Origin of the sequence: Treponema pectinovorum, assembly GCF_900497595.1 — a bacterium.
Taxonomy (GTDB): domain Bacteria; phylum Spirochaetota; class Spirochaetia; order Treponematales; family Treponemataceae; genus Treponema_D; species Treponema_D pectinovorum.
Genome location: NZ_UFQO01000005.1, coordinates 24,004 through 37,751, shown reverse-complemented (window position 1 = coordinate 37,751; position 13,748 = coordinate 24,004). Strand labels below are relative to the sequence as shown.

The 13,748-nt window shown below is 36.9% G+C and carries 12 protein-coding genes; 4 read left to right on the top strand and 8 right to left on the bottom strand.

Annotated features, from left to right (window positions below; all coding sequences use genetic code 11):
• Positions 1-4: 4 nt before the first annotated feature.
• Both FXX65_RS08095 and FXX65_RS08090 read right to left on the bottom strand, forming a co-directional pair.
• Positions 5-2,131 (bottom strand): chitobiase/beta-hexosaminidase C-terminal domain-containing protein, encoded by a 2,127-nt coding sequence (locus FXX65_RS08095; RefSeq protein ID WP_147615857.1) that lies wholly within the window; start codon positions 2,129-2,131, stop codon positions 5-7.
• Between the two features lie 31 nt (positions 2,132-2,162).
• On the bottom strand, positions 2,163-2,765 hold the full coding sequence (locus FXX65_RS08090) for a phosphoribosyltransferase (RefSeq protein WP_147614062.1): 603 nt from the start codon (positions 2,763-2,765) through the stop codon (positions 2,163-2,165).
• Positions 2,766-2,894: 129 nt separating this feature from the next.
• Here FXX65_RS08090 and FXX65_RS08085 point away from each other — a divergent pair, with 129 nt between their 5' ends.
• The gene (locus FXX65_RS08085) at positions 2,895-3,938 is read left to right on the top strand and encodes a hypothetical protein (protein WP_147615856.1); all 1,044 of its coding nucleotides are present in this window, start codon (positions 2,895-2,897) and stop codon (positions 3,936-3,938) included.
• Positions 3,939-3,993: 55 nt separating this feature from the next.
• Here the strand turns inward: FXX65_RS08085 and FXX65_RS08080 are convergent, their stop codons facing one another.
• Both FXX65_RS08080 and FXX65_RS08075 read right to left on the bottom strand, forming a co-directional pair.
• Positions 3,994-4,827, bottom strand: coding sequence for a hypothetical protein (locus tag FXX65_RS08080; RefSeq protein WP_147615855.1), 834 nt, complete (start codon positions 4,825-4,827; stop codon positions 3,994-3,996).
• A gap of 159 nt (positions 4,828-4,986) precedes the next feature.
• Positions 4,987-5,439, bottom strand: a complete 453-nt coding sequence (locus FXX65_RS08075) for a low molecular weight protein-tyrosine-phosphatase (RefSeq protein ID WP_147615854.1) — start codon at positions 5,437-5,439, stop codon at positions 4,987-4,989.
• 47 nt (positions 5,440-5,486) lie between these two features.
• On the opposite strand from FXX65_RS08075, the gene FXX65_RS08070 reads away from it, so the two are divergent.
• Entirely contained in the window at positions 5,487-6,785 is a 1,299-nt protein-coding gene (locus tag FXX65_RS08070; RefSeq protein ID WP_147615853.1) for a DUF763 domain-containing protein, read from the top strand.
• A gap of 100 nt (positions 6,786-6,885) precedes the next feature.
• The gene (locus FXX65_RS08065) at positions 6,886-7,683 is read left to right on the top strand and encodes a GGDEF domain-containing protein (RefSeq protein ID WP_147615852.1); all 798 of its coding nucleotides are present in this window, start codon (positions 6,886-6,888) and stop codon (positions 7,681-7,683) included.
• A 53-nt stretch (positions 7,684-7,736) separates the two neighbouring features.
• Here the strand turns inward: FXX65_RS08065 and FXX65_RS08060 are convergent, their stop codons facing one another.
• Positions 7,737-8,570: a sugar phosphate isomerase/epimerase family protein gene (locus tag FXX65_RS08060; protein ID WP_147615851.1), complete on the bottom strand. Its 834-nt coding sequence runs from the start codon at positions 8,568-8,570 to the stop codon at positions 7,737-7,739.
• Between the two features lie 235 nt (positions 8,571-8,805).
• Between FXX65_RS08060 and FXX65_RS08055 the strand changes: the two genes are divergently transcribed.
• The gene (locus FXX65_RS08055; RefSeq protein ID WP_147615850.1) at positions 8,806-9,516 is read left to right on the top strand and encodes an SAM-dependent methyltransferase; all 711 of its coding nucleotides are present in this window, start codon (positions 8,806-8,808) and stop codon (positions 9,514-9,516) included.
• Positions 9,517-9,652: 136 nt separating this feature from the next.
• On the opposite strand, the gene FXX65_RS08050 is transcribed toward FXX65_RS08055, so the two are convergent.
• The 3 genes from FXX65_RS08050 to FXX65_RS08040 all read right to left on the bottom strand — a co-directional run bounded on the left by FXX65_RS08050 (position 9,653) and on the right by FXX65_RS08040 (position 13,712).
• Positions 9,653-10,402, bottom strand: coding sequence for a Bax inhibitor-1/YccA family protein (locus tag FXX65_RS08050; RefSeq protein WP_147615849.1), 750 nt, complete (start codon positions 10,400-10,402; stop codon positions 9,653-9,655).
• A 32-nt stretch (positions 10,403-10,434) separates the two neighbouring features.
• Positions 10,435-13,245 carry an ankyrin repeat domain-containing protein gene (locus FXX65_RS08045; RefSeq protein ID WP_147615848.1) on the bottom strand — a complete coding sequence of 937 codons (2,811 nt, stop codon included), beginning with the start codon at positions 13,243-13,245 and terminating at the stop codon, positions 10,435-10,437.
• A gap of 152 nt (positions 13,246-13,397) precedes the next feature.
• Positions 13,398-13,712 (bottom strand): Trp family transcriptional regulator, encoded by a 315-nt coding sequence (locus tag FXX65_RS08040; RefSeq protein ID WP_147614052.1) that lies wholly within the window; start codon positions 13,710-13,712, stop codon positions 13,398-13,400.
• Positions 13,713-13,748 lie beyond the last annotated feature (36 nt).

Here is a 13,748-nt window from a genome sequence, read left to right as displayed (position 1 = left end):
CGCATTAAAATCCTTGAGAGGCGTTTGCACTATCTTCTAAAATCAAGGTGTCTTTATCTGCCCAGATCGGAGTAAGGCCTCGCAGCTTTTTTTCAAATTCACCAGAATAAACATTTCCAGAAAGTTTTACATTCGCCTTTGAAAATTCTGCGATGCGTCCCAGCTGAGAAACCACTTTTGCATCGGTATTCCTGCATTCAAAAAGTCCGCCATTTATGCTGAAGTTTACAGATGTCGAAGCAACAACCGAAACTCTGGAAGATTTTAAAAATATTTTTGAATCAATCGCATTTAAGGCACAACCATAGTAAGAAGATTGAACCGTAAGCCCCGTATTCAACAATTCAAGCACGGAATTTTCTGCGGAAAATGCAGTCCCGCTATCTAAAAATAACGCTAAAATTTCGCAATCCTTAAAACTTGCAGTTGAATTATTCAAGGTTAAAAAAGTTTTTTGGGATAGATTTTTTGCCGTGCTAGTATCATCATTTTTAAGTTCTTTTTTCAAAATGATATTTTCGCATTCCAAACTTGCGCCCTGTACTAAAAGCGTTGCTCCTTCTGGAAAAATAAAATTGCAATCATCACGGGCAATAAAATAACAATTTGAAGAAATAATATTTTCTTTTTGAGGCAAGATAAAATTTCCCTTTACATAAAAACGCGAAGATTTATTTGAATTGATTACGGTTAATGCCTGTTCAAAATTTGCAAAAGGTTTTTGACTGCTGCCATCTGCATCAATAGGAGAAGCATTTGAATCCAAATAATAATTGTAGCCGTCTATAACAACGCGATATTCGGAAATTGAACTGAAATTTCCGCTTTCGTCACAGGCATAGGCACAAACTTTATAAAAAACAGGATTTTTCTCTTCCCCATTCAAAGAAAACGAATTGGAATAGAGTTTAAAATTTCCCGCCTGCCATTCATCGAACTCTTTTGAATTATAGTCCATCCCTTGAGCGACAAGTTTTTCTGAAATTTTTAGTGGCTCGCTTACTGCATAAAAAATTTTTGCATCGCTTTCGGCCTTTAATTTTAACTCAACTTGCCCTCGTGAATAAAAACCAATTTTATCGCTTATAAACTCTGGAGGAAGAGGAGGCTGTTTATCCACTAAAAAATACGCTCTTTTATTGCCTTGAAAAACTCCATCTGCATAAAAAGCAAAAACCGCTTCTCCGCTGATGCTGTCACCTTCAAAAGTATCAAAGGTTGCAGTTGTAAAAAGTCCTCCGTCAGCTATAAGACTTCCACTTACACCAGACGAAACGAGTTCCATCCTATAACGCAAATCTCCATCAATCAAAAAATTTACGCTTTTTTGTGGTGTAACATCCATTTTTAAAACAGGCTCGCTAGGCAACACAAAACTTTGAACAGGATTTCCCTTTTCATAAGCAACACTCTGCCAACTAACAGTATGCGGAATGCTCCTGTCTAAAGTAACAGGAATTTTTGAAGCTGACCAAATTCCGCCGTCTATGCTCCAAATAAGTTTTTCGCCTGTAAAAGCAAAAGTGTTCCAATCTCGAATTTCAAAAGGAACATAAAATTTAGAAAGCGTTCCAACAAATTCCGCACTTGTAAATATTACAAACCGCCAGGATTTTTTGCCATTTTTAACAGTACAAGGAAGATACCTCGAAAGTCGATTTTGAGAATCTAAAGAAAGATTTGCACCTTCAAGATAAGGTATATTTCCTTCGCCGAGTTTATAATAAAAAGATTTTGGAATAGAAAACGTCTCTTCTGTAGAATAAGGAAAAATTCCTTTAAAAACGATATTTTTGATGAAAGAATCTTCTTCCGAGCCTTCTTCGAATGGATTTATCTCTTGAACATTGTAGTTTATTTCAACTTCTTCTTTTAAATCACCTTTTACAGCGGTAACTTTTACGTTTACTCTTCCAACAGAATCTATTAAGACAGGACCGTCATACGCAAAACCAGAGACAAGAGGATCTGTTCCAGAAAGTGAATAAAAGCATTCGGCTTTGTCGGCAACATCGATTACCAAAACCTGCTTGTTGTTAAAATTTCCTGCAACTGGAGAAATTACCCTTTGAGCAAAGGTTAAACCCGTAAAAAAAAGAATTGAAAAAAACAAAACAAACTTTTTATTCATCAATAAACTCGCCGTAATCCTAAATTTTATTTTATTTAAAAAATGGTCCTAAAACATTCCTCAATTCTGGATCATTTTTAAAATAAAATTCTTCAAGCTCTTCACTTTTTAAGCCAACAAGTTCGTGGCTCATATAGTGAATCCATCTATCGTCTTCTTCCTTTTCTATATCAAATTTTCTACACCAATAATCTGGCTTTATAGGAAGAGTTTCTTTATAAGTAAAATTTTTAAAATCGTGAACAACAACTTTTATGTCAGAACGAGGAACGCCTTTTTCTAGAAGATATTCAACCAAAAAATTTAAAGTTCTTCCTGAATCATAAATGTCGTCTACCAAAAGGATTTTATCGCCTGGTCGCAAAAATTCTGGAGAATAGGTCCAGCCATCAATCCTTATCGCTTCGTGCTGTTTTATGTCGGAATAAGAGCGTGCTACAACGGCTGCGTACAAAACAGGTTTTTTACCTCTTAGTGCAAGTTTAAAATATTCGCTTATAACATTTGACATATAAGCACCGCCACGCAAAGAAGTGTATATTATATCTGGGACAAAACCATCCTGCAAAATTTTGTGTCCAAGTTTTAAGGCGTCATTACGAACGGTGTCGTATGGTAAAAATTCTTTAAGCATTTAAATTTCCTTGTTTTATCAAATTAGAGTGAAGCAATTTTACAATTAAAAACTCAATTTTACAATATTGAACAGAGCAAGGAACAGACGCTAAAATGAGCAATAAAACTAAAACTACAAAACGGCAAGATGAAGCGATTTATTTTATTTTTCATTGCATTTTCTCTTTTCTTTCAAACAAAAATCGTTTCCCAAGTTTTTAAAAATACCGATTTTTCATTAAGCGTAAGCCCTGCAATCCTCTACACGAGCGGATATCTGGGAGAAATTTTATACTATTCAAAATCTTACGACGAAAGCAAAAAGATAAGTTTTTTAGAATGGCAGAAAAATCTATTTTTATACGGAGCAAAGATAGAAAGCCGATACAAGAGATTTCATTTTGATTCTAGTTTTTACACTTCGATAAGAGGTTTAAACTCTGGCGTGATGAAAGACAGCGACTGGCTAAATACAGAAAACTACGAGATGAAAACGACCTACTCTGTTGGCGATAATAAGATTGCAGAAAATTACGATTTTGGTGCAGAATTTTATTTTGATTTTAATCCTAAAAAAAACATAACGATAAGCCCTTCAATTTCTGTTCAATATCAATACGACTCATTTAAAAGAGGAGATAGCAAAGGCTGGTACGGAGAAAGCAAATATTCAAAAGACGGCAAAATGCACTGGTGGTATGAAGAACAAGCTCAAGAATTTCCTTACTATGACACAAATACAGGGAAAAATTACAAACTAGCTGGAGCAGATTATTACAGGCACTCTGTTCTTACTTGGATAGGAATAAGATTCGCTATGAAAATATCCGAAAATTTTAAAATAAACTACGGTTTTGAAATAGCACCATTTTCATATTTTTATGCGATAGATACTCACTGGGGACGAGACAATTCTACAATGCAGTTTTATGGCAAACATTACAAACAAATTCAATATGGAATTTTCCCCAATATAAAAATGTCTTTAAGTTCTACAATAAAACTTTCTGATTTTTTTGATATAAATCTAATTTTTATATCGATTTTCAATACATATATTCCAAAAGGAACTCTTTCTTCTGACTACATCGACGGAGACAAACAGAACAAATATTACAGGATTGGTCAAGCAACAGGAATATTTGATAATACTGTATATTTTGGCATAGGTTTTAAATTTAAAATTTTATAAAAAAAGCCTTTCGATATAAAACCGAAAGGCTTAATTTTAGATTTCGTTATAAGGATTAGTATTCAATAACTTCATCTTCAAATGGAAGAACTTCACCCTTAGTATCTGTAAACTTGAATTCTGCTGTAAGATGTTTTGCTGGATAAATATTTGCATACATAGCCATTTTCATCTGTGTCTTTTTTGCAAGACCGCTCTGTGCTTTTGTAATATTAACAGTTTTTACAACATTTTTTGAAGCCTGAGCATCTGCCAATGTTTTATAGTAAGAAACAACATAAGAGCCGTCTTCATTCTGTTCAACCTTTATAGAAACAACAACATTGCCTTTATCATCAATTTTAAAATCTGTAGTAGCAAAGTCATGGAAAGTTCCTGATGCAGGAAGAATTTGATTTTCTGTAGCAGGGGTTGTTCCGTCTTTTGTGAAGTTACGAACTGTTGTGTAGTTGTTATCTTTTAGTAAAGCATCTTCATAAGAAGAAATGTAAGTTCTCAACTGCTTTGTTACTCCATTATATTGAACAGCAGCAACTATAAAGCTATATGCGTCAGTTGTTGATACAGAATCTTTCATGTTAAATACAAAGCCTGCAACGCCTTCAAAAGTGTTCTTATCATTTGGCGTAATTGTTATTGTACAAGTAGAGCCATAGTGTTTTGTTGCAAGCTTTTTAAATGCACGATAATAGTTAGCAGTATTAGCTACAGCACCATTGTCAGTATTTTTTGCATGTTTTACATTCCCAGAAGAGTCTATAGTTATATAGCTATTGTCAAAATCAACCTTTTTTCCGCTAAAAGCAGACTCTTCATCATCTTTACATCCCACAAAAGCGAATGCAGCAACTAAGGCTGCTGTTGTAATCAAAACTTTTGAAAGTTTCATTTCTTTTTCTCCTTACGCTTGCCGATTCTTCAACCTATATCGATAGCGCTATCTCAAACTATAGTCTATCGTGTAGTTTTTTTCCACTTTTAAATGCAAATTAAATTTTTTCTAACAACTTTTTACTTATTTTTATAAAATAATAGATTTTTTTTAAGTTTATCTTTTTAAGCTTTCCAAAAGTGCCTTGCAACCACTATAGATGTCGTTCCAAGTTTCTTCAAAATTGCCTGTATACCAAGGGTCTGCAACATCGCGTGATTGCCCTGTGTATTCGAGCATTTTGTGGATTTTATGCCGTTCCGCTGAATCTGCAAGTTTTGTCAAATCTCGAATGTTTTCTTCATCCATCGCTATGATTAAGTCATAAAATGAAAAATCATCTTTTTTCACTAAAACTGCGCGGTGGTCTGTAAACTCAATTTCTTTTTCTTTAAGAACCGAAACAGTTCCCCTGTGAATAGGACTTCCAATTTCGTCCCTGCGGCAAGCGGCGCTTTCTATAAAAAATTCTTTCTGTAAACCGCTCATCTTTACAAGGTGCTTCATAACCATTTCTGCCATCGGCGAGCGACAGATATTTCCATGGCAGACGAACAATATTTTTCGCATTCGCCGATTTTACAAAAAAAAGTGATTTTATACTATAATTTTGAAATATGATTAAACGCGCAGGTTACGCAGATTTACCGCTTCATACAGGTGTTGTTCCAAAATGGCTTGCAGACAGGATGATGTCTTTAGGAACTGCAATCATGGAAGCGTTAATACTTAGATACGGCAAAAAAGAGGCGTTGGTTCGCTTGAGCGATCCGCTTTGGTTTCAAAGTTTTGGCTGCGTTTTGGGAATGGACTGGCATTCTTCTGGAATAACGACAAGCGTAATGTATGCGTTAAAACGCGGTTTAAACAGGCGTGCAAAGGAACTTGGGCTTGTAGTTTGCGGAGGAAGAGGCAAATACAGCAGAAAAACGCCAGAAGAATTACAGATACTTGCAGATATGACAGGTATGGATTCAAATTATCTTATAAATTCTTCAAAACTTGCAGCAAAAGTCGACGGGTGTGCAGTGCAAGACGGATTTTCGTTATATCAGCACAATTTTATTTTAAGCGACGAAGGCGACTGGGTTGTAGTTCAGCAGGGAATGAACACCGGAGAAAAAAAAGCGAGACGATATCACTGGTCGTCTCAAAATTTAAGGAGTTTTGTAGAAAATCCGCACTCTGGAGTTACAGGAGAAAACAAAGGCACTATCTTAAACCTTGCAGATTCTCTTGCAGATAATACGCGCTCAAAAATCTTGACTTTAACGCACGAAAATCCAGACAAACTGCTAAAAGAAATTAAAAAAATCTATCAAAGCGAAAGCGCTCAACTTGAACTTTTTAATGATGCAGGCGAAACAAAAACAAATATCGAAGAAATAAAAACCTGCGAATCAAAAAACAATATCGAACAAACTTCAATTCTCATAAAAAACGACAGAAATCTCGTTATGCCTGCCCGCCACGAATTAAAAGCACAAGATGTGGATTTAAAAAAGTTGGGTGCGGTTCTTGCAACTGCATACGAAAACGACAACAAAAATTTTGAAAGCCTGCTTTTAACGCAAGGTTTGGGCGCAAGAACTCTTCAAAGCCTTACCCTTGTAAGCGAAGTTATCTTTGGAACTCCAAGCCGCTTTACAGACCCAGCACGTTTTAGTTTTGCACACGGCGGAAAAGACGGGCATCCTTTCCCTGTGCCAACAAAAATCTATGATGAATCAATAAGAATTTTGTCCGACGCCATAGAAGAAAGCAAATTGGGTTACAACGAAAAAAGCGAATGCCTTTACAGGCTGCACAAAACAGCAAACCACATCGAAAAAAATTGCCTTCCAGAAACGGATTTTGAAAAAACGATTGACTGGGAAAAACGAAATTCAAAAAACTGGGGCGGTAAAACCTGTTAAAAATAACATTTGCGATACACATATATTTTTGTTGTTTTAACTTTTAACTATTTGTTATGTTTTCTTGAAAAATACAGGTTTTTTAATGTAGTGTATCAAAATGAAAGATGAATTAAAACAAAAAGTATTAACCCTTATAAACTCCCGTTCTGCAGCAAGAATTCCAGAAGCAAAGTTCAGTTTTTCTGCAACTCTAAACCAATTTATCGATTATTATTTTACAGAAAAACAAGCGGAACAGCACTGGGAAAAAATCTCAAAACGCCACTTTGAACTTGAACAAAAATTAGATAAAAAAGTAAGTCTCTATCTTGCAATCGTTGATTATTTTACGAACGACAATCAATTTTTTCAATCGCCAGTTTTGGTAGAAATAAATGTTTTGCGAGAAGCAGAAGAAGCCGCTATGCTAGACCCACTTACAGGGGCTTTTAACAGGCGGTATATGGACATTTATTTGCGAAAAGAACTCAACCGCTGTAACCGCTATGAAAAAAATCTTTCCATAATGCTTTTAGACATAGACGATTTTAAAAAGATAAACGATACCTACGGTCATGTAATTGGCGACACGATTCTTGCTGAAATTTCTGCAATTTTTAAATCTACAATCAGAACAGAAGACGTTTTTTGCCGTTATGGTGGCGAAGAATTTTTAATCATAATGCCAGAAACAAAAGCCGAACAGTCTTTAAATCTTTTTGAACGAATACAAAAAAAACTTTTAACGAGCGAACTTTATGCAAACTTTGGAGTAACCGTTAGCGCAGGAACTGCCATGTACACTCCAAACAAAGATGACCTTGCAAACTTGATACGCTATGCGGATATAAGCCTTTACAAAGCAAAAGCCAACGGAAAAAATCAAATCGTAAAATTTGAAAAAAAATACGCTTAAAAATCAGGTTTTGCCTTTCGATAATTTTAGTTGCCAGCGATCGCAGTCTTTTTTTATCCTGTTATGCTGCGAACGAATTTCAAAGATGCGGGAACATCTTTTACTCCTTCAAAAATCAAATAAGCGTTTGGCTCTTGTTCCATTATCACAGGAAGAAAATCTTTCCAGCCCATTATGCCCTGCCCCAAAGGTGCAAGCTCAAGCTCCCCATCTTTTACAACATAATCTTTTAGATGAAAACCGCAGATTTTTCCCTTAAAAAGTTTTAGGCAAGTTTCAAAAATTTCTGAACGCTTTTCGTGATTACCAATGTAAAGGTAATTATAAATATCAACTATAAATCTAAAGTTTTTTTGACCAGGGTCAATTTCGTCTGCAAGTCGTTTTAAAACTTCAGGCTTGTACATGCAGTGTCCCCACGCGCCTTCTATTGCCATACAAACGCCACTTTCCTCTGCAATTTTTGGCATGCGTTCAAAAACTTTTTTTACTTCCTGAAAAGCCTCTTCCGTCTGGTTTTTAGGATTGTAAGTCCACTTGTCATCGTTGTAACTGCCGCTTTCAGAAGCAACAAATTTTGCACCAAATTCTTTTGCATGCCTCAAATGGTCAGCATATTTTTGCGAGCCCAGTTCAACTTTTTCTTTATTGGAGTGAACAGGATTAAAATACGCTCCCAAAATCGGAATTTCTACGTTGTATCTGTTAAAGCCGGTTCTAATTTCGTCTATAACTTGAGGGGTTAAAGTTCCGGGATTTCCGTTCTGCCCTTCCACAGCCTTTGCTATTGCAAGCTGAACTCCGTCAAAGCCCCATTCAAAAGCAGTTTTTCCAAGCCAGTCGGCGCTACCTTTTCCAATGTCGTGCGGTCTAATCAAAATTTTCATGGCAAAATTATAGCATAAAATTAAAACTAAAAAAAATACGATTGCACAGAATAAGGGGCTTGCGCCACTTGCGTGTAGCCGGCAGTTCTGGAGTTCGCTAAGCGCTCATCGTCCTCGTCGCTATGCTCCTGCGGTCGACGGCTTCGCCGCTCCGCCATTGCCTAAGCCAAAAAACAACGCATTACAAATTTACATAACTTGTTTAAATCCTGCATACCGTTATAATTTAGCCGTTATGAAAACCGCTCTTTATTTAATTCCAAACACTTTAGGCGAAACGCCACTGAATTTTGTAATTCCTCAGGAAAATGCCAATATAATTAAAAACATTCGGCACTTTATTGTAGAAAGCAGAAAATGCGCTGTTAGGTTTTTGATTGCAAACGATAAAACTTTCCCGATAGAAGAATGCACTTTTACGGAACTTTCAAATCATACGCCAAAGGACGAAGATTTAAGCCACATTTTAGACCCAATTTTAAAAGGGCAGAGCATTGGTTTAATAAGCGATGCCGGCTGTCCTGCGGTGGGCGACCCCGGAAAGCTTGCCGTTGAACTTGCACACAAAAAAAATATCGCAGTCGTTCCTCTTGTAGGACCAAACTCCATGATTTTGGCACTTATGGCGAGCGGCTTTAACGGACAAAACTTTGCATTCAACGGATATTTGAGTGCAAAAACTGGCGAGCGAGAATCAAAACTCAAGCAGCTGGAAAACAGAGCTTACAAAGAAGACCAGACGCAACTTTTTATAGAAACGCCTTACAGAAACGAAAAGATGATTGAATCGATAATAAAAGTCTGCAAAGCAGAAACAAAATTGTGCATAGCTTCGGCTCTTACAACTCAAAACGAATTTATTGCAACTAAAAAAATTGCAGAATGGAAAAAATCTAAAATTCCACAGTTAAATAAAATTCCAACTATATTTTTGATTTACAAATAGAACTGCACACTGAGTGTTTATTGTTTGCACGGGGCGTTGCGGGGTGTCCCCGTCAGAAGGGGTAGCGGACAAGACCGCAGGAGCAAAGCGACGAGGACTTGGGAGCGAGGGGAAGGCTTTCCCCTCCTAAATTATTTTAATTTCTTCTTTTTCCAAAGAGCCTTAACAAAGCTAAAAGCAGGTTTACAAAATCCAAATACAATTCCAGCGCTGCAAGTATTGAAACTTTTTTGTAGTCCGCGCTGTCTTTTGCCATTTGAGCAGTCTTTAAGATTTTTTGACTGTCGTAAGCAGTTAAACCTGTAAAAACTATGATTGTCGCAATGCTTATGAGCAAGTCGAGCATTGTAAGTGGTGCCTTTGCAATCATAGCGATAACAAAATGCAGCACTGAAGCGAGTATTATTCCGAGAAGTACCATATAAAGATAGCGTGCCATTTTTGAAAGGTCTTTTTTTGTAAAAGTTCCATATATGCACATAACTGCAAATGTTATTGAAGTTGCAAGAAAAGCGTTTGCTATTGAAGAAACTTCGTAAATTGCAAAGATGCTAGAAAGAGTTATTCCGTTTACTACAGAATAAAGCACAAATCCTGCAATCGCAGAGGCTACGCTCATCGTCCTGATTTTTGCCGTTAGCCAGATGACTATTGCAAATTCTAAGATGCAAAGTGCTAAAAATCCAAAATTGCTCTTGCCAAAAAGTGCCCTTCCAAACGAGGTAAATACTAATCTGCCGTCTGGAGTTTGGCTGAATATATTTAAAGCTGTTATGTATGCAACTACTGCACTTAAAAACAGCGCGAAAGCCATCCAGCCATAAGTTCGTGCCAAGAATCTTGATTTTTCAATATCGGTTAGGCGAACTGCCCTTGTTTCTGTCATATATTCAACCTCCAAATTCTGTGCTATCTGCCTTATTTTAGCAATTCTGCAATCTTAGGTCTATTCCAACGCAGTGCCATTTGATACGGAGTTTCGCCACTCAAATTTTTTACATTGCGTTCAAGTCCCAAACTTAAAAGATGCTGAATTTGAGTCTCGTCCGCTAGACGCGCTGCATAGTGCAAAATTGAATCTCCATTTGTGTCTGACTTTTGGGCATTGTGTTTTACGATTGCATCCAGTATTTCGATATTGCCGTTTTTAAACGCGTTTGTAAGTGCACTATCGCCCTCAACTGTTGCAACAAAAGGATTTGCTCCCTTTTCCAAAAGCGTAAGTGCGAGTTTTTTCTGATTTGAACTTACAGCCATATTTAGAGGTGTCATTCCTTTGCCGTTTCTCTGGCTTACAGGATAGCCCATGCTCAAAAGCATTGTAAGTTGTGCTGGAGTAACTCTTCTTTCTACAGCGATATGGATTGGAGTATTACCGTCGGAATCAACTATATCTTTATTGCTTCCTAAAACCGCTTTTAAAATGTTCTCATCATAGCGCAAAACGAGGCTAAAAGGACTATCTCCATACGAATCGCGCGAAAGCGGAGAGCCTCCTGCCTGCCTTATCAAATTGATTATGTTGATATTTGCACTCAAAGCGGCTTCGTGATAGGCATTTCTTCCGTTCATTTCCTGGATATGAGGATTTGCTCCATTTGTAAGTAGAAGGCTTACCATCTGCTCACTTCCAGCCTGAATTGCGTCGATTAAAACTGTTCTACCTGTAACATCTGTTGCGTTTACATCGGCACCGTATGATAAAAGAAGAATTGCCATTTCTTTTTTATTTGAACGACAACAGTCGCTCAAGGCGGTTTTTCCAGCAAGGTTCTGTGCATTAACAGCAAAGCCCAAAGAAATTACGGATTTTGCAGCTTCCAAACTGTTCCATTTTACCGCATAGTGCAAAGGTGTATTTCCTAAATGATCGCGAGTCAGATTTGAGCGAGTATCTGTGATAATTCCCTTTTCTACCAATAGATTTATAGTTGAAGGCGAATCCGCTTTTACCGCGGAAAAAAGTGCCGATTCTCCATTTGCATTTACAGCGTTTACATTTGCACCTTTTTGAATCAAAGCCAAAATTGCAGAATTAAGTTTCCATTCAGCAGCATAATGCAGAGGTGTGTTTCCGGCACCGTCTGTAGTATTTAAAGTCCTGCTCGTTATAAGCCAGTCCTGAACTTCGCCGCCGTTTGTAAGAGCAACTCTTAGTGGGGAATTATTATCTGTGTTTGTCGCAAATATATCCGCATTGTTTGAAAGCAAAAGATCGCCAGTTTGTCTTTGATTTTTTATGACCGCAAGATAAAGAACAGAATCTCCACGCTTATTTCTTGCATTTACATCCGCTCCTGTATCAACAAGATATTGAATATATGGGAACGGGCTGTCTTTTAAGATTGCAGTGTGTAAAGGGGTGTTTCCTGCACTGTCTTTTGAAAGCACATTTTTTGTGGTTACAAGATTTTTTAGCATTTCGATTGTGGGACTTTCCAGCGCATATTCCAATGGAGTTTTGCCGTTCATATCTTCTGCATTTATGTCCGCACCGTTTTGTGCGTAAAAAATTACGTGTTCTATGTTTTTCTTTTCGATTGCAAGGCTCAATGGAGTTACGCCTTTTTTATTGCGTTCATTTATTGGAGCACCAGCTTTTACCAAAAGTTGCAGAACTTCAGGAGAAACTGCTGCCATCGTTGCGACGTGTAGCACTGTATCGCCATACATATCCTTTTGCATGACATCTGCATTAAACGATAGAAGCGCACTGTACATTTCAAGTTGCGATTCTCGCGGAATTATCAAAAGGAAAGGAGTTTTTCCAACAGCATCCAAAGCGTCAACCTTTGCCCCAGAACTCAACAAAAGTTTTGCGATTTCTACCCTTCCATAACGAACAGCCTCATGCAAAGGTGTAGAACCTGCAATATCTTGTGCTTGCAAAAGGTCGGTCTGTCTTACATAAGTTTTTTCATTCAAAAGATAACTTACAACTCCTGTATGACCTAAGATTGTTGCAAGATGAAGCGGAGTTTGACCGTCAGAAAAACGAATCATAGTGTTGCGGGTGCGAACTGCATCTTCAAAATAAGAGAATTTGCCTCTCTCGCCTTCTGCACCTGCCTGCAAAAGCTTTGCCGCAATCCTTATAGGTATAATTTCTTGAGCGCTTTCGTAACAGATTGAAACAGGATTTTTTCCAAAATTATTTTTTTGAGAAAGCGGAAGTTCATTTTTTATGCAATAATCAATAGCTTTTTCGTCTGATGTCCTAACAAAATAATGAACGATATTTTCGCCGTTTACATCTTTTAAAGCTGCAGTCTGCTGATTTATCATCACATCATACCATGGTTCATTTTTTGCAAGGGCAATCTGCAAGGCCGAATTTTCATTGGCATCTTTTGCAAAAATATTGGCTTTTAGAGCAATTAAAGTTTTTGCAGCGTCTATGCTGTTATTTTTTACAGCAACCAAAAGAGGCGTATCTCCGTCGGAGTTTACAATTTCTGTATCCGCACCTTTTATAATCAAAAAAGTTATCAAATCGCTTTGATTTACCCTAGCACAGACGTGGAGAGCAGTTTCTCCTTTTTCGTCCTGACCGTTTATCTCTGCTCTTGCAGCAAACAATTCTTTAGCTTCGTCATAGCGACCTTCTTTTATAAGATCTTGAATAGAGTCGTTTTTTGGAGCTGGCGCAGAAGCGCACGAATAAAGTGCAAAAATGAAAGCTGCTGAACAAAGTACTGGCAAATATTTTTTTAAAATCGATTTTTTCATCTTTTCTCCTATAAAAATATTTTTAAGGAAGTTTCAATTTCCGAAAAATGTTTTTATTAAACCGCTTGCACAAAAAAGGAAACGGCAATTCTATAGGAAAGTTTATAATACAATCCTTCATTCTCTATTATCGGAAAATAAGAATTTAAATTTTAGATTTTTTCTGCGAGGTCTAAAAATCTTCTAAATGCTGAGTCTGGCTTTTTTAACTCTTTAGAACCGCGAGTAATCTTACAAAGCGACATCGAAAATTTTTTTGCAATATCGCGTTGAGTCGTTCCCTTGTCGATTTCTTTTACCAAAAGCCATCGCATCGCAAAATCTTTGAGTTCCGCTTTTGTAAAAAGACATTCAAAAAAGTCATATATCAGTTTTGGGTCGTTATTTTTGGAAATAAGATTGCACATCTCTTTTAAACTTTCGTCGAGTGCTTCTTGTGTCGCTTGATTTTCTTCGCTCTTATTCATAGAAACATAATATAATAAAACGCTCGAGTTATGGCA

Coding starts and splice junctions, on each gene's coding strand:
- FXX65_RS08085 (WP_147615856.1), top strand. CDS start 2,895: ATGAAGCGATTTATTTTATTTTTCATTGCATTTTCTCTTTTCTTTCAA.
- FXX65_RS08070 (WP_147615853.1), top strand. CDS start 5,487: ATGATTAAACGCGCAGGTTACGCAGATTTACCGCTTCATACAGGTGTT.
- FXX65_RS08040 (WP_147614052.1), bottom strand. CDS start 13,712: ATGAATAAGAGCGAAGAAAATCAAGCGACACAAGAAGCACTCGACGAA.
- FXX65_RS08050 (WP_147615849.1), bottom strand. CDS start 10,402: ATGACAGAAACAAGGGCAGTTCGCCTAACCGATATTGAAAAATCAAGA.
- FXX65_RS08080 (WP_147615855.1), bottom strand. CDS start 4,827: ATGAAACTTTCAAAAGTTTTGATTACAACAGCAGCCTTAGTTGCTGCA.
- FXX65_RS08090 (WP_147614062.1), bottom strand. CDS start 2,765: ATGCTTAAAGAATTTTTACCATACGACACCGTTCGTAATGACGCCTTA.
- FXX65_RS08045 (WP_147615848.1), bottom strand. CDS start 13,245: ATGAAAAAATCGATTTTAAAAAAATATTTGCCAGTACTTTGTTCAGCA.
- FXX65_RS08065 (WP_147615852.1), top strand. CDS start 6,886: ATGAAAGATGAATTAAAACAAAAAGTATTAACCCTTATAAACTCCCGT.
- FXX65_RS08095 (WP_147615857.1), bottom strand. CDS start 2,131: ATGAATAAAAAGTTTGTTTTGTTTTTTTCAATTCTTTTTTTTACGGGT.
- FXX65_RS08060 (WP_147615851.1), bottom strand. CDS start 8,570: ATGAAAATTTTGATTAGACCGCACGACATTGGAAAAGGTAGCGCCGAC.
- FXX65_RS08075 (WP_147615854.1), bottom strand. CDS start 5,439: ATGCGAAAAATATTGTTCGTCTGCCATGGAAATATCTGTCGCTCGCCG.
- FXX65_RS08055 (WP_147615850.1), top strand. CDS start 8,806: ATGAAAACCGCTCTTTATTTAATTCCAAACACTTTAGGCGAAACGCCA.